The 20,366-nt window shown below is 66.3% G+C and carries 18 protein-coding genes and 1 pseudogene; 5 read left to right on the forward strand and 14 right to left on the reverse strand.

All coding sequences use genetic code 11. The features are described from left to right. Nucleotides 1–205 precede the first annotated feature (205 nt). The 4 genes from ACTIL2_RS06135 to ACTIL2_RS06150 all read right to left on the reverse strand — a co-directional run bounded on the left by ACTIL2_RS06135 (nt 206) and on the right by ACTIL2_RS06150 (nt 5,679). Nucleotides 206–2,824 carry an ABC transporter permease gene (locus ACTIL2_RS06135; RefSeq protein ID WP_442336583.1) on the reverse strand — a complete coding sequence of 873 codons (2,619 nt, stop codon included), beginning with the start codon at nt 2,822–2,824 and terminating at the stop codon, nt 206–208. 29 nt (nt 2,825–2,853) lie between these two features. Then, a complete protein-coding gene (locus ACTIL2_RS06140) occupies nt 2,854–3,621 on the reverse strand; it encodes an ABC transporter ATP-binding protein (RefSeq protein ID WP_442336566.1) in 768 nt (255 codons plus the stop codon). 186 nt (nt 3,622–3,807) lie between these two features. Continuing rightward, the gene (locus ACTIL2_RS06145; RefSeq protein WP_442336567.1) at nt 3,808–4,389 is read right to left on the reverse strand and encodes a GNAT family N-acetyltransferase; all 582 of its coding nucleotides are present in this window, start codon (nt 4,387–4,389) and stop codon (nt 3,808–3,810) included. Nucleotides 4,390–4,833: 444 nt separating this feature from the next. Continuing rightward, nucleotides 4,834–5,679 (reverse strand): NAD-dependent epimerase/dehydratase family protein, encoded by an 846-nt coding sequence (locus ACTIL2_RS06150; protein ID WP_442336568.1) that lies wholly within the window; start codon nt 5,677–5,679, stop codon nt 4,834–4,836. 130 nt (nt 5,680–5,809) lie between these two features. Here ACTIL2_RS06150 and ACTIL2_RS06155 point away from each other — a divergent pair, with 130 nt between their 5' ends. Further along, nucleotides 5,810–6,541, forward strand: a complete 732-nt coding sequence (locus ACTIL2_RS06155; protein ID WP_442336569.1) for a TetR/AcrR family transcriptional regulator — start codon at nt 5,810–5,812, stop codon at nt 6,539–6,541. Here the strand turns inward: ACTIL2_RS06155 and ACTIL2_RS06160 are convergent, their stop codons facing one another. After that, nucleotides 6,542–7,387 (reverse strand): MetQ/NlpA family ABC transporter substrate-binding protein, encoded by an 846-nt coding sequence (locus tag ACTIL2_RS06160; RefSeq protein WP_442336570.1) that lies wholly within the window; start codon nt 7,385–7,387, stop codon nt 6,542–6,544. It abuts the gene before it with no gap. Between the two features lie 361 nt (nt 7,388–7,748). On the opposite strand from ACTIL2_RS06160, the gene ACTIL2_RS06165 reads away from it, so the two are divergent. After that, the gene (locus tag ACTIL2_RS06165) at nt 7,749–8,477 is read left to right on the forward strand and encodes a YoaK family protein (protein WP_442336571.1); all 729 of its coding nucleotides are present in this window, start codon (nt 7,749–7,751) and stop codon (nt 8,475–8,477) included. A 32-nt stretch (nt 8,478–8,509) separates the two neighbouring features. Here ACTIL2_RS06165 and ACTIL2_RS06170 read toward each other — a convergent pair whose 3' ends face one another. Then, entirely contained in the window at nt 8,510–8,680 is a 171-nt protein-coding gene (locus ACTIL2_RS06170; RefSeq protein ID WP_442336572.1) for a hypothetical protein, read from the reverse strand. A gap of 203 nt (nt 8,681–8,883) precedes the next feature. On the opposite strand from ACTIL2_RS06170, the gene ACTIL2_RS06175 reads away from it, so the two are divergent. After that, complete coding sequence (locus ACTIL2_RS06175) at nt 8,884–9,582, forward strand: glycoside hydrolase family 25 protein (protein WP_442336573.1); 699 nt, start codon at nt 8,884–8,886, stop codon at nt 9,580–9,582. Nucleotides 9,583–9,663: 81 nt separating this feature from the next. On the opposite strand, the gene ACTIL2_RS06180 is transcribed toward ACTIL2_RS06175, so the two are convergent. The 3 genes from ACTIL2_RS06180 to ACTIL2_RS06190 all read right to left on the reverse strand — a co-directional run bounded on the left by ACTIL2_RS06180 (nt 9,664) and on the right by ACTIL2_RS06190 (nt 11,725). Continuing rightward, nucleotides 9,664–10,878, reverse strand: coding sequence for a trans-sulfuration enzyme family protein (locus ACTIL2_RS06180; protein ID WP_442336574.1), 1,215 nt, complete (start codon nt 10,876–10,878; stop codon nt 9,664–9,666). A gap of 92 nt (nt 10,879–10,970) precedes the next feature. Continuing rightward, nucleotides 10,971–11,120 (reverse strand): hypothetical protein, encoded by a 150-nt coding sequence (locus ACTIL2_RS06185; protein WP_442336575.1) that lies wholly within the window; start codon nt 11,118–11,120, stop codon nt 10,971–10,973. A gap of 71 nt (nt 11,121–11,191) precedes the next feature. Next, a complete protein-coding gene (locus ACTIL2_RS06190; protein ID WP_442336576.1) occupies nt 11,192–11,725 on the reverse strand; it encodes a hypothetical protein in 534 nt (177 codons plus the stop codon). A gap of 988 nt (nt 11,726–12,713) precedes the next feature. On the opposite strand from ACTIL2_RS06190, the gene ACTIL2_RS06195 reads away from it, so the two are divergent. After that, on the forward strand, nt 12,714–14,297 hold the full coding sequence (locus ACTIL2_RS06195; protein WP_442336577.1) for an alpha/beta fold hydrolase: 1,584 nt from the start codon (nt 12,714–12,716) through the stop codon (nt 14,295–14,297). A gap of 10 nt (nt 14,298–14,307) precedes the next feature. On the opposite strand, the gene ACTIL2_RS06200 is transcribed toward ACTIL2_RS06195, so the two are convergent. After that, nucleotides 14,308–15,042: a MerR family transcriptional regulator gene (locus ACTIL2_RS06200; protein ID WP_442336584.1), complete on the reverse strand. Its 735-nt coding sequence runs from the start codon at nt 15,040–15,042 to the stop codon at nt 14,308–14,310. 118 nt (nt 15,043–15,160) lie between these two features. Between ACTIL2_RS06200 and ACTIL2_RS06205 the strand changes: the two genes are divergently transcribed. Next, a complete protein-coding gene (locus ACTIL2_RS06205; RefSeq protein WP_442336578.1) occupies nt 15,161–16,744 on the forward strand; it encodes an alpha/beta fold hydrolase in 1,584 nt (527 codons plus the stop codon). 18 nt (nt 16,745–16,762) lie between these two features. Here the strand turns inward: ACTIL2_RS06205 and ACTIL2_RS06210 are convergent, their stop codons facing one another. The 4 genes and pseudogenes from ACTIL2_RS06210 to ACTIL2_RS06225 all read right to left on the reverse strand — a co-directional run bounded on the left by ACTIL2_RS06210 (nt 16,763) and on the right by ACTIL2_RS06225 (nt 20,255). Continuing rightward, nucleotides 16,763–17,284 (reverse strand): hypothetical protein, encoded by a 522-nt coding sequence (locus ACTIL2_RS06210; protein WP_442336579.1) that lies wholly within the window; start codon nt 17,282–17,284, stop codon nt 16,763–16,765. Nucleotides 17,285–17,301: 17 nt separating this feature from the next. After that, nucleotides 17,302–17,943 carry a hypothetical protein gene (locus ACTIL2_RS06215; RefSeq protein ID WP_442336580.1) on the reverse strand — a complete coding sequence of 214 codons (642 nt, stop codon included), beginning with the start codon at nt 17,941–17,943 and terminating at the stop codon, nt 17,302–17,304. Between the two features lie 127 nt (nt 17,944–18,070). Then, nucleotides 18,071–18,565 carry a GNAT family N-acetyltransferase gene (locus ACTIL2_RS06220; protein WP_442336581.1) on the reverse strand — a complete coding sequence of 165 codons (495 nt, stop codon included), beginning with the start codon at nt 18,563–18,565 and terminating at the stop codon, nt 18,071–18,073. A 65-nt stretch (nt 18,566–18,630) separates the two neighbouring features. Then, nucleotides 18,631–20,255 (reverse strand): annotated as a pseudogene (locus ACTIL2_RS06225) (GMC family oxidoreductase). Nucleotides 20,256–20,366: the final 111 nt, after the last annotated feature.

The raw sequence follows: 20,366 nt of genomic DNA on the forward strand, positions 1-20,366 counted from the left end.
CAGTGTGTGACGGCCGCCCGCCTACATACAGGACTTATGGATACATGGTCCGGAGAAACTTTAGTACTCCGTCCCCTGACCCGCCATCGATGGTGCCGGAGTCCGACCGTTCCCTCGGCAGCGTCGTCCATGAAACTCCAGGTCACTAGGAATCGCGTCACCGGGAAACGGTGGGATTTCCCGCTTCCCGGGTGGGGACCCGCCCTCAGTCCGCGATCGCCTCCAGGGGTTTCGTCCGGGACGCCTTCACCGCCGGCCACGCCGCGGCCACGACACCGACGACACCGGAGACGCCGACCATGCCGACGACCTGCCCCCACTGCACGGCGGTCTCGGTGATCCCCTCGCCGGCCATGACCTGCAGGAACGCCCAGCCCAGACCGAGGCCGACAACCACACCGACCAGCGCACCGTACAGGGCGATCTGCACGGCCTCCAGCGTGATCATCCGCCGGACCTGCCCGCGCAGTGTGCCCACCGCACGCAGCATCCCGATCTCCTGCCTCCGTTCGATCACGTTGAGGGCCAGCGTGTTGATGATGCCCAGCACCGCCACGATCACGGCCAGCGCCAGCAGTGCGTAGAGCACGTTGAGCATCTGGTCGATCACCACCGCCTGCTCACCGGCGAACTCCTCGGGGGTCAGGACCTGCACCACGATGTAGTCGCTGGTGGCGTCCTCGAGGTTGCTGCGCAGGGTGTCGTCCGACACCGAGTCGTCGCCGTTGACGAAGATGCTGAACAGGTTCATAGAGTTTCCGGCGCCGATGGACGACGCCAGTGGCTCCAGCGCCGACCAGGATACGATCTGCTCGCCGAAGAGGTCGTGGGGCTCGTAGGTTCCCTGCAGCGTGACCTCGCCGACCTCGCGCGCTGGACCGTCGGGGACCGGAACGCTCAGCGGGAGACTCTCCCCGACCGACCAGCCGTTCTCGGCGGCCACCTCGTCGTCGACGATGACGCCCGGCGAGCTCAGAGAGATGTCTCCCTCGACCGCCTCGATGCCGCCGGAGACCCGCGGGTCACCGTCGAATACCCCGGTACCGACCGACTGCGCGGCCGGATCCTGCCCGTCCTGGGCGTCCGGTGCGTCCGCCCCGACGCCACCGACGTTCACGGGCACGTAGCCGTAGCCGGAGGATTCGGCCACGCCGTCGGTGTCCCGCACGGTGTCCAGGGCGCTCTGCGGGACGGGGAAGGCTCCGCTGGACGGCCCGGTCAGGGCGTAGTCCGAGGTCACCGTGTCTCCGATCATCCCGGAGACGGACGCCTTCATCGACGCACCCAGCATCCCGATGCAGGCCACGAGGGCCACACCCAGGGTCAGGGCGAAGGCGGTGGTGGCGGTGCGCCGCGGGTTGCGTCCCGAGTTCGTGGCGGCCAGCCGTCCCACCGGTCCGAACGGCAGGCCGATCAGCCCGCCGATCGCACGGACCACCGGGCGCGACAGCGCCGGGGACAGCAGGAACGTCCCGATGATGACGCCGAGCGCCCCGACCCCGACCAGTGTCGCCCTGGGTCCGGTGTCACTGCCGTCCATCACCACGCCGGCACCGGCGAGCACCGCGCCGGTGGCGAACATCGCCACACCGGTGATGGTCCGCCCCTTCAGCGGGGAGGACGACGACTGGTCGCCGGAGCGCATCGCCTCGACCGGACGCACCGACCCGGCGCGGCGGGCCGGCGCCCAGGCGGAGACCACCGTGACGATCGCCCCGAGGACCAGCGGGATCACCACGGAACTGACCGTGACCTGGACCCCGGTGTTCGGCAGGCCGGCCCCGGTGGAACCGATCACGGCGTAGATCCCGTGGGTCAGCCCGATGCCGGCGAGCACGCCGAGGGCCGAACCGATGATGCCCACGACGATGGCCTCGAAGACCACGGAGACGGTGATCTGCCGGGAGGAGACCCCCAGGGACCGCAGCAGCGCGAACTCCCGCATCCGCTGGGCGACGATCATCGAGAAGGTGTTGGCGATGATGAACGTACCGACGACCAGGGCGATCAGGCCGAAGGCGATGAGGAAGTAGTTGATGAAGCTCAGGGCCTGGTCGATCTCCCCGGCCTGTTCGTCGGCGAACTCCTCACCGGTCTGGATCTCGGTGCCCGTGTGCCCGGCGTCGCGCAACTGGGTTGCCAGGGAGGTCGCGAGTTCCTCCTGGCTGGTGCCGTCGGTGGCGGTCAGCGAGAACTGGTTGGTGGTTTCACCGTCGGTGAAGAGATCGGTGTAGGACGCGCCATCCATGGACAGTCCGAGGAATCCGCCACCGTCGATGTCCACGTCGTAGATGCCGGAGATGGCGACCTCGTGCCGGCCGGAATCGTCGACGACGATGAGATCCTGGCCGACAGACAAGTCGTGCTCCTCGGCGGCGGTGGAGTTCACCACCACCTCGTCCTCCCCGGACGGGGCCGCCCCGTCGGCGATGGTCGATGCCGGACCGGCGACATCCTCCGGCGGGTACCAGGCCATGACGAAGGCGGGGGCACCGCCGGTCTGCAGGGTCTCGGTCCCGCCCGAGTCGTCCTGCGTGGCGACGACGACATTGGCCTGACTTGTGTCGTTCACCGCGTCGACCTGCGGGTTCTCGGCGATCTCCTGACCGAGTGACAGGGGCAGCGGGGAACGGGGATCCTCCGGGCCGACGACGACGTCGATGCCCTTCGTGGTGGATTCGGTCAGTGTATCGAAGGTCTTCTGCAGCGAGGCGGTGAACATCAGCGCCCCGGCGATGAACGCCGTCCCGAGGACAACGGCCAGGACGGTCAGGACGAGCCGGACCTTGTGGGCACCGAGGTTGCGCAGGGATATGCGGCGCATGGTTGCGGCAGCTGTGGTCCTCACCGTCCTCACAGCCCTTCGATACCGGTCATGGTGGCGAGGATCTGCTCGACATCCGGGTTGCGCAGGTCCTCGACGATGCCGCCGTCCGCCAGGAACACGACCCGGTCGGCGTAGGACGCCGCCTTCGGGTCATGGGTGACGATGACCACCGTCTGCCCGTCGCGGTCGACGGCGGTGCGCAGGATGTCCAGCACCCCGGCACTGGAGTTGGAGTCGAGGTTGCCGGTGGGCTCGTCGCCGACGATGATCTCGGGGCGGGCCACCAGGGCGCGGGCGCACGCCACACGCTGCTGCTGACCGCCGGAGAGTTCGGACGGACGGTGGCCCAGCCGGTCGGTGAGGCCGAGACGTTCGGTGATCTCGGCGAACCAGGCCTTGTCCACGTTGTCGCCGGCGACGTCGGTGGGCAGGGTGATGTTCTCCGCCGCCGTGAGCGTGGGCACCAGGTTGAAGGACTGGAAGATGAAGCCGAGCCGGTCACGGCGCAGCTTTGTCAGGGCCTTGTCACCGAGCTGGGAGATGTCGGTCTCGCCGAGGTAGGCGGCTCCGTCGCTCGGGGTGTCGAGTCCGGCCATGCAGTGCATCAGGGTGGATTTGCCGGACCCGGACGGGCCCATGATGGCGGTGAACTCACCGCTGGTGAAGTCCACGCTGACGTTGTTGAGGGCCACGACCTCCGCGTCGCCCGAACCGTAGACCTTGGTCAGGTGGAACGCACGGGCGGCCGGGGTGGCGGTGGGGGCGGGAGGGCTGAAGGACGGTTGGCTGGTCATGGATCAATCCTAGAACGTCTTCGGCCTGCAGCACCTCCTCCGAAGGGAGGAGAAACGCCGTGGGGTCGACGAATCCTGCCGGCCTGGTGTCTCGGGAGACTGGGTCTCCCCTTGTCAGGAATTGAGGTTATGGCCCGGGGCACCGGGGGCACATCAGGGAAGACCCTGAACTTCCACCCTGATTACCTACCCTGAGACGCCGGGGGCGGTGTCCCCTCCCCATTCACTGCCGAGTGCGGCGAATACCAGGGTGTCCGTCCACTGCCCCTTGCTCCACCAGTTCTGCAGGAAGTGCGCCTCCTGGCGCAGTCCGAGTCTGCCGGCGAGCTTCGCCGAGGCGGTGTTGCGGGCGTCCATCTGCGCCACGATCCGGTGCAGTCCGTACTCACCGAAGCCCAGGTCGAGGACCCTCCGGACGGCTTCGGCCGCGTACCCCTTCCCGCCGTACGCGGGGTCGAGCACCCAGCCGATCTCCGCGGCGCGCCCGGTCTGGTCGGACAGCCAGATCATGATGTCGCCGATGGGCGTCCCGTCCCGTTCGATGACCAGGGCGAGGGTGCCCAGGTCCCCGTCCAGGTCGGTTTTCGCCAGGCGGTCCGCGAGCCGGTTGAGGGCGAAGGCCTCGTTCCACGGTTCGTCGAGGAGGTAGCGGACCACGTCCGGCTGCGCGTAGATCGCGTGCATCCAGACGTCGTCGCCGTCGCGGTAGAGGCGGAGGTTGAGCCGTTCGGTGTCGATGGGGAACGAGGGCGTCGGACGGTGACTCATGGCCCCATGGTACCCCCGAACCTGAACGTTTCGACGTGGAAAAATATGTGTTCGTTCCCCGTCGGCGGGGGTGGCCGCGCGGCGGAATGTAACGGATTGGTCACGGTCGTCGGTTAGTGTGTGTGGCGCGCCGGGAACCCCCGACGCCACGTTCTACCCGAAAGGATGATCATCATGATCGACACCATCGCCGAATTCTTCTCCACCGTCGTCGGACTCGTCCAGGACGGCATCACCGGACTCGTCGACGCCGTCGCCGGTTCCCTGTCCTAGTCTCCAGGACGTTCCGCCAGCACGACCTGACTCGTGCTGACGTGCGCTGACGTGGCCTGACGCGAACCCACGCCGGACCACGCAGTACCCGGACAACCCCCGCCGCCCGCAGTGTCCCCGGACACCGTGGGCAGCGGGGGTTCTCCCGTACCTGCAGCCGTCGGCGGAGCATCAGCCGATGACCGCCGGGGCATCCCAGAGGTACCGCTGGTTCCGGAGTTCCCGCATCGTCGGGTCGAACAGTCCCGCAACGCGCAGGACCCACCACGGAACCCGCACGACCCGGGGCGCACGTGCCCCGGCCTCGCGCGCTGTCTCTGCAGCGATCCGGCGTTGCGATCTCGGCGGCAGGGATTCGGCGGTGAGGACGGTGTCACCGTCGGCCCCGGGCGACACGGCACGCCCGGCGGCCCCGACCATGGTTCGCGTGAGGTCGCGGATGTCGGTGATCGACCGGGGCGCATCCGGGTCGCCGAGCGCCCACACCGTCTTTCCACGCGAGGCCGGCCCCATGTTCAGCAGCAGGTAGACGGCGGTCCCCGGTTCCGCGGTCGGGCCGATGAGGTCGGCGGCGACCACGGAGACCGTGCGTGCGGGGTGCGCCTTCCGGGCCGCCAGGAGTTCGGCCCTGACCTCACCGAGCGGGGACGCCGGTGCGGGAATGAAGGGCTCGCGTAGATCCCTCGCCTGCGTCCCGAAGGCGTAGACGGACTCGGGGAAGATCACGGGGATGCCGGCCTCGGCGGCGATGTCCATCACCGCCTGCTCGCGGTGCGGGAGATCCCGGCGCCAGGCACCGGCGTCGTAGGAGGAGTGGATGCAGTGGAAGATGGCGGCGGTGTTGTCCCCCACCGCCCGCCGCAGCAGGTCGCGGTCCCCGGCATCCCCGCGCAGCAGGACCGTTCCCTCCGGTGAGTGGTCCCCACGCCGGACCACGGTGACGTCGTGGCCGTCCGCGACCAGGTCGAGGGCCAGCTGGGTGCCGATCTGCCCGGCCCCGGTGATGATGTACCTCATGTCGTTCTCCCTTATTTAGTGAGCGCTGCTCTCTGTTTCATAATGGACGCTACGCCGGTGCACGCAACCGGTCAAGAGCACTGCTCACTTTTTTGGCGGGCGGCACCCTGCCGTGGAAAACTGGTGCACCATGAGCCCCGCCCGCCGCACACACGCCCAGGCCCGCGCCGAAATGCGTGAGGGAATCCTCCGGCTCGGACGTGAACAGCTCGCCACCCACGGTGCCGCGGGACTGTCCTTCCGCGAGATCGCCCGCGGGCTCGGGGTCGCGTCCTCCGCCGTCTACCGGCACGTCAGCAGCCGCGACGAGCTCCTGACCCTCCTGGTCGTCGACGCCTACACCGAACTCGCCGACCGGGTCGAGGCCTCACTCGCCAGCCCGCCGGACGCAACCTCCGGCACCGGGACGAACGCAGCGTCCGACCTCGGCGTCCTGTCCCACAGCGTCCGTGACTGGGCGGTCGCGAACCCCGCACGCTGGGCGCTCCTCTACGGCACCCCGGTCCCCGGCTACGCGGCACTGCCGGACGACACCACTGCCGCCGGCACCCGCGTCATGGCCCTCATGCTCGGCATCCTCGCGCGCGGATCCGTCACCGGGGATTCCCCGCCGGTCTCCCCCGGGCTCGCCCGGGAGCTCGAGACCGGGACCGGGGAACTGGGCATCGACCTTCCCCGCGACGCGGAAGCACTGGCCGCCGATGCAGTGCTCGCCTGGTCCGGACTTGTCGGCACGATCAGTGCAGAGATCTTCGGCCAACTCGGACCCGAACTCACCGCCTTCGGCCACGAGTTCCTCGACCGGTGGATCGGCTCCACGGCCAGCAGGTTCGGCCTGGGACAGAACCCCGGACAGCAGTAGCTACTCCTGTTCACCCAGCTTCTCGCGGGTCTCGTCCAGCACCTTCTGCAACTCCTCCGGGTCCTCGTCGACGGCGATCGCACTGCCGTTGCTGTTCTTCTCGACCTCCGCCTGGACCTCGTCGGACCGCCAGATCTCGACGAGCGTCCCCAGGTCCTCGTCGTCCTTCCGGTCGCCGGTCGTCGCCCAGACATTGATGTACGGCTTCGCCGCGGGATCGGACGGGTCGTCCTTCGCGACGGCGTCGTCCGGGGTGAGCCCGGGCGATTCCAGGTAGTTGTCGTTGATGATCGCCGGGGTCCCGTCCTCGTAGGCGGTGGCGGTCGCCGACGCATCCACCGGAGTCACGGAGACCCTCGACTTCCCCTCGTCGATGTCGGCCGGGGTGGGGATGAGCACGTCGGGGTCCCTCAGGGTGACGAGGTCCGCCTGTGCCAGGACGTTGATGGCGCGTCCCTGGTTGGTCTGGTCACTCGGGATGGCGACCTCCCCCGCCCCGGCGACGTCGTCGACCGAGTCACCGTCCTTGTAGTAGACGCCAAGGGGGACGATCACCGTCGACGCGATCGGGACGATGCTGTCCTCGGCGTCCCCTTCCCCGGCGTCGGCCTCGTTGAGGTAGTTCGCGAGGTACTGGATGTGCTGGTACTGGTTCGCGTCCAACTCCCCCTCGAGCAGGGAGCGGTTGACGATGTCGTACTCGGAGAAGTTCTCCACATCGATATCGATGCCCTCCTCCTCGGCCTTCTGCTGGAAGACCTGCCACTGGGTCTGGCCAGCGTCCGTGGTGCCGATCCTGATCGGCCCGGCGTCGCCGCCGTCCCCGTCGCCCCCAGAATCATTCACACAGGCGGTAAGTACGAGGGCCGACGCGACGGACGCGGCTACGGCGGCGGTGCGGACTCGGCGGACTCGGCGGACTCGGCGGCTGAACATGGTGTCTCCTTCAGGGTGGTGGCGTTGTTCCCTGAAGAATTACCGGTCAGAGGGGAATTCTGTCGCGGTTGGTTTCATTCGGAGCGGATGAATACCGGTTACCGCATGTCTCCGACCCACCTGTAGTGACCACTATGTAATGCGATTCACCCGAGGCTCGGATAAAATCGCGACCTCTCACGTTTCAAGCCCCTCACCTCGTCATCCCCTCCCGATCGACCCCGATTGATCCCCGATCAAGCCCCCGAACCCCACACGGAGGTGCTCTCCCATGCGCTTGCCCGATATCCTTCCCCCGTCCCACCCGGCCCTCGGCCCCTACCATGACCGCCGCGAAATGCTGCTCGGCATCCTGCTCGCCGCCCTCGCCGGAGCAGTCGGCGCCGCCGCCTGGTCACACTCCTCCGGCTGGTACGTCACCTTCATGACCGGCAACACCGAGCTGATGGTCCTGGAGCACTACCAGGGAGAACATATCCTGGCGTTCAGCGCCCTGGCCACCATCGCGGCCTTCATCCTCGGCGTGATGGCCGGCACCTTCGCCCGCCTGCGCCTGTGGAGCAAGTCCCGCCACGGCGCCACCCTGGTGACTGTGGGCGCAACCTACGTGGCCTTCATCATCGACCTGATCGCCAACCGGTCGAACGAGTCGCTCGGCGTGATCCCGATCCTCTCCCTCGCCTTCGGCCTGGGAGCGCTCAACACGGCCGTCAGCCACCGCAACCAGGTGCAGATGCCACTGTCCTACGTCACCGGGACGCTGGTGAAGATGGGGCAGGGTTTCGCCCTGCACCTCTTCGGGGACCGTAAGTGGGTCTGGGTGTCGCAGTTCGTCACCTACGCCGGCTTCCTGGGCGGCATCATCAGTGGCGGCGCCGTGTTCCACACCATCGGGACCCACAACTCGCTGGCCGCGATCGCCCTGATGTCGACGATCGCCTCCGTGGTCACGTGGAAGCTGGACCATCCGCGCTACGCAACGCAGGATTCCGCAGCGTAGCGTCCGGCGGCGTCAGCGCCGGGTCCCCGCCATCAGGGAAGGTACGGGTGGTCCTTCAGCTCAATGTCGTCGAGGAACGGTCTCCCGCCCTGGGCGTGGGATGCGGAGGACACCGTGACAATGCGACCGTGCTCATTCCTGGCGAGACTGTCGGTCAGCAGCAGAGACAGCAGTACCGCGGCGAAGAGGTTCACCGTCATCATCACCCGCACCCTGACGCTGTGCCTGACGGGGCTCCTCGCTGAGCGTGGGTCGACCACGACGAACTGAGGGAACACGGTACTCCCCGGGTTTTTCAGAGGACCGGCCATGCGACCGTCCCTTGTGTTGTAGCCTGTACGCGATCACGAAGCTGACGCACCCATCGCAGCCACAGTTACACAGCCACTGATACACAAGAGGGACCATGCGCTCCAGAAAAGTACTCGCCACCCTGCTCGCCACCGCCACGATCACCACCTTCGTCTCCCCCGCCGCCAACGGCGTCCCAGGGGTCGACGTCTCCAGCCACCAGAACAAGACCGGGCCGATCAGCTGGATCGAGACCTCCGTGTCCGGCCAGCAGTTCGCCTACGTCAAGGCCACCGAAGGCACCGACTACGTCAACCCGACCTACATCGCGGACGCGAACGTCCCGAAGTACATGGGCATGTCCGTCGGCTCCTACCACTACGCCCAGCCCAGCACCGCCCCCGGTTCCGCCGCTGCACAGGCCAACTTCTTCGCGAATGTCTCGATCGCCAGCCACTTCCCCACCCTCCCGCCGGTCCTCGACATCGAGGAGACGGGCGGCCTGGGGCCCGAGCAACTGCAGGACTGGGTCCGCGAATACCTCAACGTGGTGAAGCTGCGCACCGGGCGGGACGCGATGATCTACACCTCGCCGAGCTTCTGGCAGTCAGCGATGGCGGACACGCACGAGTTCGCCAACCATCCGCTGTGGATCGCGCACTACGACACCGACACCCCCCAGATCCCCGGAGGGTGGTCCAACGCCACGATCCACCAGTACAGCAGCAGCGGATCAGTGCCGGGGATCAATGGGCCGGTGGACATGAACACCTTCAACGGCAACGAGCTCCAGCTCGCGAAGTTCCTGAGGTAGTCGGGCGGAAGTCATCTCCGATCCGCGGATTCCGTGCCAAGGATCGGCTGGATCCGTGACGCTAGCCCGCCGCTACGGCCGCTACGACTGCGATGGCACGGTCTCGTCGAGCGCGGCCAGCAGGTCGTCCACCAGATCACCGGCATCCTCGAGCCCGACGGACAGGCGGAGATGGCCGTAGGTCCTGAACGGCTCCGGATAGGCCGCCACCCGGGGACCCTCCGTCCCGACGTGCACGATCAGCGACTCATCGTGGCCCACCGACACTGCCGAGGTGATCACCTTCAGCGCGGCGACGAACCTGTTCTGCGCGTCCCGGTCGCCGTTGACGGCGAAGGCCAGCACCGCGCCGAAGCCCCGACCGCCGAACTGACGGCGGGCGAGCCCGTGCTGGGGGTGCGACTCCAGGCCCGGGTACGCCACGTAGGCGATCCGCGGATCAGCGTCGAGGGCTTTCGCCACCTGCTGCGCCGACTCCAGGTGCTGGCGCAACCGCAGCGGCAGGGTCACCGAACCGCGCTGGATCAGCCAGGCGTTGAACGGCGAGAGGACACCCCCGACGTCCACGACAGCCTCGGACTTGATGCGCCCGACCAGTTCCGCGCTGCCGACCACCGCACCACCGATCGCGTCGCCGTGGCCGTTGATGAACTTCGACAGGGAGTGGACCACCAGATCCGCCCCGTCCTCGAGCGGCCGGTACAGCGGCGGAGGGGTGAACGTCGAATCCACGGTCAACAGTGCGCCACCCTGGTGCGCGATGTCCGCGACGGCGGCGATGTCGGTGACCTTCGTGGTGGGGTTCCCGATGGTCTCGACGTGGATCAGGCGGGTGTCGTCCTGCACCGCTTCCCGCACGGCGTCCAGGTCGGACGCGTCGACGAAGGTGGCCCGGATGTCGTACTTGTCCGGCAGCAGTTCGGTGAACAAACGCCAGGTGGCCTCGTAGGTGACATCGGCGACCACAACATGGTCGCCAGCTCGCAGGAACGTGAAGAACACGCTGTGCAGCGCGGCAACGCCACTGCCCAGCACGGCGGCGTCCTCTCCGCGCTCCAGTGCCGCCAGCTTGCGCTGCAGTGCCAACTGGTTCACACCGGAATTGCGCGTGTACAGCGGCACCTCCGTCCCCGACCAGTCCAACGAGGACGGGTCGTCAGGCAACGCATAGGAGTTCGCGGTGACGATGGGGATGCGGATGGCTCCGGTCCCCTGGTCAACGGCATTGCCGGCGTGGACGGACTGCGTCCCGAAGGACAGCGACTGCGGGTTCTTCTTGTCAGGACGTGGACTCATGCCCGCCGAGAGTAGTCACCGGACAACGCGTCCCGGGCGGCCCGTGATCGGGGTGAACCTATTGGGTCGTGCCGGTGCTACGGCGGGACGAACTACCGCTGGACGAACGGGATCTGGTCGACCAGATTACCGATGAGGTCTCCGATCAGGACGAATGGGGTGGCCACGGTTGCGCTCGCGATCGCCAGGACGATCTGGTAGCGGCCGATATCGTCCGCGATTTCGTCAATGGGGAGATCCATGATGGTTCCTTTCTGGAATCTGGCGGTAGGGAAATGAAGGTGCTGCTGGATTTCGGGGATTCTGAGAGAGATTAACCGTCGACTGTGACGAATCCACTGCCCGGCAGGCGAGGCCACACCGCATCGAGTTCGGAGTGTGCATTGGCGATCGACACCTTCAGGGTCACCAATCCGGGGTCGGTTCTGACCGTCTGAGACGCCGGCGAATCTCCACTGACGACGTCGCTGTTGGCGCATGGGTTGACCGCGACAGTCCCAGTCTCCTTCGTCTCCGCATTGTGGTAATCGATGACCACATCGGCGGCATGGAACGTGGTGGCGCAGGCGCCTTCATCCGCCGGAGCAGCAAAGGTCACTTCCCCGGGCGCTCCTGTGGGGGTTGCTGTCACCGTCGATAACACTGGTCCCGGGAAGAAGCTCGAGAAACCGATGGTTGAGGCCGGGATCTGGTAGACAGGGATCGGCTCGTGAACCGGCGGCGCCTCATCGGCACCTGCGGTTGCCACCGCACCCGTACTGATCGTTACCGTGGCAATTGCCACCATGGCGCGACAAACAATTTTCCGTGGACGCCTCACGTGGGGGTGTTGCGTATTGTTCAACATTCTCACTTCCGTCGTCGTAGATTCACATAGTCGTACACAGTAGAACCACTGAAATTCCGACTGCGTTACAGTCGGTGAATTTTTCCTTAATCCCCGGGGGGCATTCTCCGTAAGATTGATTTGTCAACCAGTTCCAATGCCTGTATTTATTTCACGTTGAATAGATAAGTCGGGAGTTTCCTGCGCTGGAATGATGCACGCCCGAGTCGCCGTAACCAGAACGGATTGGCCAACGAACGTTAACAGGTGTCGGCGGCCACTCGGTCGCACTAGGTGGGCGTACCGAAATCCGTGACGCCGCCTATCCCGAAAGGATGATCCCCATGATCGACTCGATCGCCACGGCCCTCCGTGACTTCGTTGGACTCGCCAGTGAGACCGTCACCGGGTCCGTCGAGATCCTCGTCAACCTGTTTACCTAACCAACAGGTCGACCCGGCCCCCGGCGGCGCGTCGGACCACCGGCGCGTCGCACGGGACGCGAACCACCACCAATCACCACCATCCGGACTCACCACTGGACAAGGAGAGAACAGTGCCACGTCTCCATGACCACCAACTACTACGCCGATTGTCCGTCACCACCACCGGACTCGCCGCGGTAACTGCGCTTACCCTCGGCGTCGGAGAAACCGCCGGCGCCGATCCTGCCGAGTCCGAGGCGAAAGCCGCATCCGATTCGCCTACCGCAGAGCGGATGCAGGACACCTACACCTACCGGGTGACAGCGCCGATGAACATGCGTGCCGCCCCCGGAACCGAGTATCCCACTACGGGGGAGATACCCCCGGGCGATCTCATTGAAGTCAAATGCGCAACGCGAAACGACCGCGGATACATCTGGTTCGCCTTCGACCGAGCATTCGGTAACCAAGGATATGTACAGAAGTGGCCGGATGTCCATAACCAGCCCGTCGTCGTACCACACGGTGACGGCCACGCCCGCTGGTGCGGTTAACGTGCAGACCAGCCCGAAGACAGGACTCCCATGATCCACCGGCTACGCACCAACAGAACTTCCCTCCTCGCCGCCACCGTTGTCACCGCCACCCTGGTCAGCCCTCCGGTGGCTGCCGCCGACGAACCGTCCCGCGACATCACCTGGGAGGACTGCCCGGAACAGGTGACCGCGAACAACGCCGAATGCGGGCGCATCGATGTCCCCGAGCACCACGGCGACCCCGACGGGGACACAATCTCCATCGGCTTCGTGCGGGTGCCCGCGTCCAACCCCGATGCCAGACGCGGCACCCTGTTCGGCAACCCCGGTGGCCCGGGCGGTGACGGCTACGGGTTCTTCGGCTACGACGGTGAGGACGGCCTGCAATGGCCGGACGAACTGCGCGAAGAGTGGGACATGGTCGCCGTCCAACCCCGCGGGCTCACAGGCTCCACGCCCGTGGACTGCGACCACGAACCGGAGGGATGGGACCCCGTCCGCCAGCAGCTCGAGCCCGCCGGCTACCTCAAAGAAGCCTGCGAGATGGGGACGCCCGGGTACACCGACTCGGTGAACACCTGGGAGACCGCGGAGGACTGGGAGTCGGTCCGCGCCGCTCTCGGCGAGGAGCGGATATCGATCCTCGGGCTCAGTTACGGCACACAGATCAGCTCCACCTACGCGACCAACCACCCCGGACGCACCGACCGACTCGTCCTCGACTCCGGCTTCGACAGTGACCGGAGGTGGGCGGGAATCATGGATGACCAGGTCGGGGGCAACATGGGCGCCCTCCACGACTTCACCTCCTGGGCGGCGGACAACAATGACACCTACGGTTTGGGGGACACGCCGCTCGAGGTCTACCAGGCATGGTCACGAAGGATCGTCGCCGAGTCCGGCACCAACCCGACCATGGTTCCGCCGCCAGCCCAGGTCGGCGACCTTCCGCCCGGACTGCAGTGGGCCGGCCAGCCCGCGGCGGACGTCCTGACGGCGACCGGCGAGCCGCGGGCGCGGATCGAGAACCTCTTCCGCATGGTCGAGCACCCCGGGTCGAACCAGGCGGCGTCACCGACGCTGCACCTGACCCAGGTGATGCTGACCCAGCCCCACCTCTGGGGCGACCTCGCTGAGCTACTCAATGGAACGGCGGAGATGCCCTCCGGGGACGAACTGCAGGAGGCAGTACAGGAGAACCCGGATGACCAGATCCGCAGCGACATGCAGGCCATGCTCGTCTGCAACGAGAACCAGGTTCCCGCCGACCCGACCCGCATCCCCGGGGCGATCTGGAACTCCGCGGTCGGCGACACGTGGGCGGCTCCGGGCGACATGGCGATGTCCGGGCTGCTGTGCTCGGGGATGGAGCCGGATGCACCCAGGACTGAGTTCAACGGCGACGAACTGGACGTCCAGCCGCTGCAGATCCAGGGCACCGGGGACCCATCCACCGTGTACGACACCCACCAGCCATTGGCCGAGGCGATGGGAAGTCACGTGATCACTGTTGACGGCCCCGGCCACGCCCAGGTCGGTGTAGGGAACGCCGCCGTCGATGACGCGGTGGTCGAGTACCTGCGGGAAGGACGCACCGATGTATCGTCCGCCCCGTCGCGGCCAGTGGAGTAGACGACGGTTCTCAGTAGCCGGTGACTGCCTTCCCTACGCGTTCCAGGACGTCCGCCTGCGCTTCGTTGTAGAGCTGCCCTTTGGCCAGCGCGACGGTACGCAAGGTCGAGTCGGCACCCAGGGGAGCGCCTGCCGTGACGTCCCGTAGCCCGGGGTGCTCATCCTGGATCTTCTTCAGGTGCGCGGCCAACCGGCGGGCCATGTCCTCCCTGGCGGACTCATCGGCGTCTTCCGGCAGGCGGTCGAAATCAGCGAGGGTCTCGTCACCGGCCGTGGACTCGACCATCGCCGTCCACTGTTCCATGATCTCCGGTGACACCACCCGGCTCATGGCCAGAAGGTACGACCGGTCCGCTTCCGTCAGATGGTCCGCCGACGGGCCAAGTACCCTCGCCTCAACGTCGGCGACCCGAAGTGGGTCCGAGGTGTCGGAGAGCAACGCCGCAATGTTCGCACGGGTGCTCCGCAGCTCCTCGATCTTCTCGGCCACCTCCGTGTCCAGCCGACGGAGCTCGTCGGCGAGGTCGATGCCGTCGTCGGGAAAACTCGCGATCTCGGCGAGGCTGAAGCCCACGTCAACGAGCCGTCGGATCCGAAGCACCCGGAGCAGGTGCTGAACGCCGTACGCCTTGTACCCGTTCGGGGAGCGCGGCGGATCCGGCAGGAGCCCGATGCTGTGGTAGTGGCGGACGGCGCGCAAGGTGGTGCCGGCCATTTCAGCCAGCTCACGGGTACTCCACGACATGGCGGTCACGTCGCCGACCGTAGCACTTTTCATTCTGCCCTTGACTGTGACGCAGCGGCATAGCGTGGGATGGGTTTGTTCGCCGCGGATCCAGCGGAAATCACACTTGAGGAGAGACATGCCCACCACCACACGACACCACGTCGCAGCCGCGGTAACTGCCGTGGCCCTCGTCGCCCTGACCGCGTGCTCCGGGTCCGGCTCCGGTGAAACCGGCGGAACCAGCGGGACCAGTTCGCCCGACGACGCTATCGACCAGTTCCACAGTCAGGAGATCAACTTCGGGTCCTGCGAGGGTCAGGCTCCCTCGGATGTCGAGGAGGACTACTTCGTCGACCCCTTCGAATGCGGTTCGTTCGAGGTCCCGCTCGATTACGACGATCCCGGCGGAAAATCCATGCAGATCGGCGTCATGCGGCTACCCGCCAAGGGTGCCCCGGAGGACCGGATCGGGTCTCTGGTGCTCAACCCTGGCGGCCCCGGTGGCCCCGGCACGGTGCAGACGGCGATCGCCGCGGCAGGCCTGAAGGACTCCGAAGTGCTTGAGCGGTTCGACGTCGTCGGCTTCGACCCGCGCGGGGTCGGGACGTCCGAACCGGCAATCAAGTGCTTCACCAACGAGGAGCAGGACGCCAATGACAACCAGACCACCCTGATCGGATCCACCGGGGAGTGGGGCGCCCGGGACACCGAACGGCTCAAGGACCGCTGCGCGGAGCACTCCGGCGGCGAGGACGTCCTCGGCGCCGTCGGGACCCGAAATGTCGCGCGTGACCTGGATATCCTCCGCGACGTCCTCGGTGACGACAAGCTGACCTTCGCCGGCCAGAGCTACGGCACCCGGCTCGGTGCGGTCTACGCCGAAATGTTCGGCAACAATGTCCGGGCGATGGTCCTGGATGGCGCCCTCGACCCCCGCCTCGACACTGCCGAGCGGCGTCGCGAGCTCCACGCCGGCTTCCAGCGTTCCTTCGACCTGATGGCTGAGTCGTGTGCGGACGGAGGGGACTGCCCGCTGGGCGACGACCCCGGCCGGGCGACGGAGGAGTTCCAGGATCTGGTCCGTCCGCTCATCGACGAACCGGTGCCCGCCGGGGACGGGCGTGAACTGGGGTTCAACCAGGCGACCGGAGCCGTGACTGCAGCGCTCTACTACTCCGAGCAGTGGCCCGCCGTGATCGAGGGGATCAAGCAACTGAAGGACGACCGTCGCGGCGACCAATTGATTGCCCTGGGTGACGCCTTCGGGACCCGCGCACCGTCCGGAGACTGGAACAACCAGACCGAGGCGAACCTCGCCACCAACTGCAACGATGAGAACCGGCGCACCCCTGAGGAGGAAGAGCAGCTGAGGCGGGACACCTTCGAAGCGAGCCCCTACATGGATCCGGGCCGTCCTGTCGAGGGAGTGACCCGCGACGCCTGCGAAGCATGGCCCAGCGAGCCGTCGCTGGAGTACCCGCATTCCCAGGACGTGGAGACACCCACCGAATCCCTGGTCATTTCCGTCACCGGGGACCCCGCCACACCGTTCGAGGCCGGAGAGAGTCTCGCCGACTCCGTCGGCGGTTCATTGCTGGAGGTCGAGGGTGAACGCCACACTGTCTTCCAGGCCGGAATCAGTCCATGCGTCAATGACGTCACGGCCAACTACCTGGTGGATTTGGAGCTGCCCGAGGAGGGAAAACGCTGCAAGTTGTGACCGCGACCCCCGGGGCGCCTATCCGACGTGGATCAGGCCGCCGCTTTTGACCATGATAGGTGGACCTGCATCCTCCGAGTCGCTCGGAGAAGAGATGGTCAGTACCACCGGACCGGAACCGGTCTCAAGGTCGATGGAACTACCAGGCTTGGAGTCACCGGCGAGGATCTCGCCTTCACCGGACTTTCCGGTGGACGTGTTTATCCAGGAGATCTTCCCTCCCTGCGCGTAGTCCTCCTCACAGAGATCGGGATTGAGCAGATTGCAGAACTCGTCGAGGGTCACCCGGGTCACGCCGGGACTGACTGTCTGCGCGCTGAAGGTCTGGTAGGTGAATGGTCCTGGTCCAGCATCCCCGGTGGACAACACCGGGTTACTGGTAATCGGCTGAGGGTCGGGGAGTTCAGGGGTATCCGGAGTATCCGGGGCGTCCTGGGCCGCAGCAGTGCCAGTCGCCCCGACCACCACAGCGAACGCTGCGGCGGCGAAACCACGGGTCAGTCTCCGCGTGAGGGTTGCGGGTGTCGAACGGTTACTCATGGTCTTTCCTCTCAGCATCACGGGACGGTGACGAGACCGTGGCCTGACCGTCCCACGTCTGGACCGAAATCCTCGTTGAACAGAGAGATCTCCAGTGCCAACTTTCCTGGACCGGTGTTGACGATCTCCGTTTCAGCGGGGTCTGCACACGGGTCAATCTGGTTGAACCTGCCGCCGTCGCCAGTCTCGAGGTTGCGGTAGTCAATTAGCACATTGGACAATTCGGCGTCCTCGCAGACTGTGGAGTTCGGATCCACTCCGGCCCCGAAGGTCACCTCACCGGGCGTACCGGTCGGGGACAGCCACACCCCTTGATGATGCGATTCAATTTCACCGTCCGGTCCGACCACCGGCACACTCGCCGGTATCTGGAAGACAGGTAGCGAGGTGCCCGGCGCCGGCGGCTCCTGTGCCCCCGCTGTTCCGGCCGTACCCACCCCGAGGGCAACAGCGGCCACCGCACTGGCGGTCTTGGCGAACGTTTTTCTGGTCTTCGTACCGGGTGCATTCGTACGCGGCAACATTCTCACTTCCTTGGAGTTTGCTTCAGACGTTCTACCCCGTCCGAACCCCATAAGGACGCTAACTGTTACGCCCCCGCAAAATAAATCCACCAGGAATGGAAATGACTGGTCCCGCTCCGAGCGCAGAATCTTCATGCCCTGGGGCACGCTTCCGGCAGGAGAACGGGCCCAAGGGCATGAAGATTTCGGGTACAAGGATGCGGGTCGTCACTCCTCGTGGGCGACCGCCTCGATGGTCAGGGCACCGCCGCCAGCAACGACGTCAGCCAAGCGTGCGGGTGTACTCGAGAAACTCATCGCCCTGCCCGGACAAGGTGAATCCGGTGGTCTCGTAGAGACGTCGTGCCCCGGCGTTGTCTTCGTGGGTTTCGAGGTGAACAGCACTGGCACCACTGGCCTCAGCGCTCTCAAGCACCGCTTCGGTTAACGCCCGTCCCGCGCCGGTTCCACGGGCGTCCGGGTCCACGTACAGGTCATTGAGATCCCAGTCATAATGCAGATCCAACGAGGAGTACACCGGGTAGATCTGCACCATTCCCACCACCCGAGAATCCTCCGCACCAGATATGTCGTCGATGGTCGCAACCCACTGCCGTGCAGCGGGATCCTCAACACGGCGCCGAAAGAACCGGCGAGATGCCTCGTCATCCCCTTGCCGCTCATAAAAGTGGCGGTAGGCGACAAATAAGTCGGTTGCTGCAGCAAGAGTGGCTTCGTCGCTATCAGGGGTGATCTCGAGAACTCGAACTCCGCTCATGGGCGTCAGCCTAGGGGGTCGCACTGACTGGCGAGGCAACATCAGCGCCAGATCCACGCCAATCCTCAGCGCAACGCGTCCTCCAGGAAATCCGCCGCGCGTTCCGCGATCATGATGGTCGGGGCCTGCGTGTTCCCGGACGTGATCTGCGGGATGACGCTGGCATCGGCAATCAACAGACCGGAGACTCCGCGCACCCCGAGCCGTGGATCAACGACGGCATCGCTGTCCGTGCCCATGCGGCAGGTTCCGACGGGGTGCCACTGCGTCTGCAGATTGTCGACGATCCACTTGTCCAGGCCCTCGTCATCCAGGTCGGGGTCCGGGAGGAGTGGTGTACCGCTGATCTCACGCATCGCGGTTCCTCCATGATCTCCCGGATCCGGCGCAGACCCGCGCGCAACCGCGGGAGGTCGTCCGGATCAGACAGGTACCCGGGATCGACGACCAGCTCGCCGAGAGGATCGTCCGGGTCGAGGCGGACCGAACCTCGGCTCTGTGGGGACAGAAGTGCCACGGTGACACTGATAGCGGGATCCTCCAACGGAGTCATGTCCCCGCCGATCCCGAGAAGGTACACCAGGGCCTGAATTTCCGGCAGGTTCGATCCGCTGGCTCCCGGGAGGACGGCGCCCGTGGTCGGGAGATTGCCCAACGGACCGCGGCGCAGCGCACGGTAAGCGTTGGTGGCGGGGCCGTCGTTCATGTCCAGCAGGGTGCGGCCCGACGTGATCGGCCAGACCGGGATAACCATCGGGTGGTCATGGAGATTCTGGCCGACGCCGGGAAGGTCGACGGCGGTGTCGATTCCTGCAGTGCGCAGCTGCGGTGCCGGTCCGATGCCTGACCGCATCAGGATGCCCGGCGTGCGGACCGCGCCCGCGCTGAGGACGACGGACGTACGGGCACGAACGTGTCGGCCGTCCGCCAGCACAACCCCGGTGGCGCGACCGTCCGTGAGATCGACCGTGGCCACCTCGGCATTGAGCCTGATCTGCAGATTGTCGGCGGCACTCGCGGGCCTGAGGTACCCGTCCAGGACGCTGTGCCGGACGCCGTCACTGATGGTCGCGTCAATCAGGCCGGCACCCAGCGGCTGCCGCCCGTTGAGGTCATTGGTCACCGGGATGCCTGCCTGCTGCGCGGCGGCAATAAACGCGGCCTGCCCCAGTTCCAGGTCAGGTGCGGTCCGCACCTTCATCGGCCCGGTGACCCCGCGCTTCTCGGGGTTGTCCCCGGCAGTGCTTCCGGCGTGGGATTCGATCCGCCGGAAAAACGGTTCAACGTCCTCCCATCCCCAGCCGGTGGCCCCGGCGCGGCCCCAGGTCTCGTAGTCGTGCGGGTGACCCCGGAACCAGGCGAACAGGTTGACCGTGCTGCCGCCACCCAACCCGCGTCCGGTCGGCACGGTCATCACCCGGCTGCCCACGTGGGGCTGCGGGACGGTTGGATTGGGATCGAGCACATCAGGGGTGAGCGAGAAGAACGCGGAGCCCGGGGTCTGCGTTCCTTCAGAGGGCAGGGCGGTGCCGGCCTCCAGCAGCAGCACCTGCAGATCAGTGTCGGCGGCGAGCCTTCCCGCAGTCGTGCAGCCACCTGACCCAGCACCGACGACGATGACGTCGACCTCGGCCGGCAGGGCATCGTCGCTGTGCGCGGTTAGGTCGGCGATCCAGTTGTCGTTCTCCATCAGTTTCCACTCCCTGTACCTACGATGTACCTATGACCTCGTGCAAAGAGTTGTACAGGACGTCGACGGCGACCGCACGGGATAGATTCGCCGCTTATGCATAGCGCAGGC

This window comes from Corynebacterium sp., assembly GCF_052107835.1.
Classification (GTDB): Bacteria; Actinomycetota; Actinomycetes; order Mycobacteriales; family Mycobacteriaceae; genus Corynebacterium.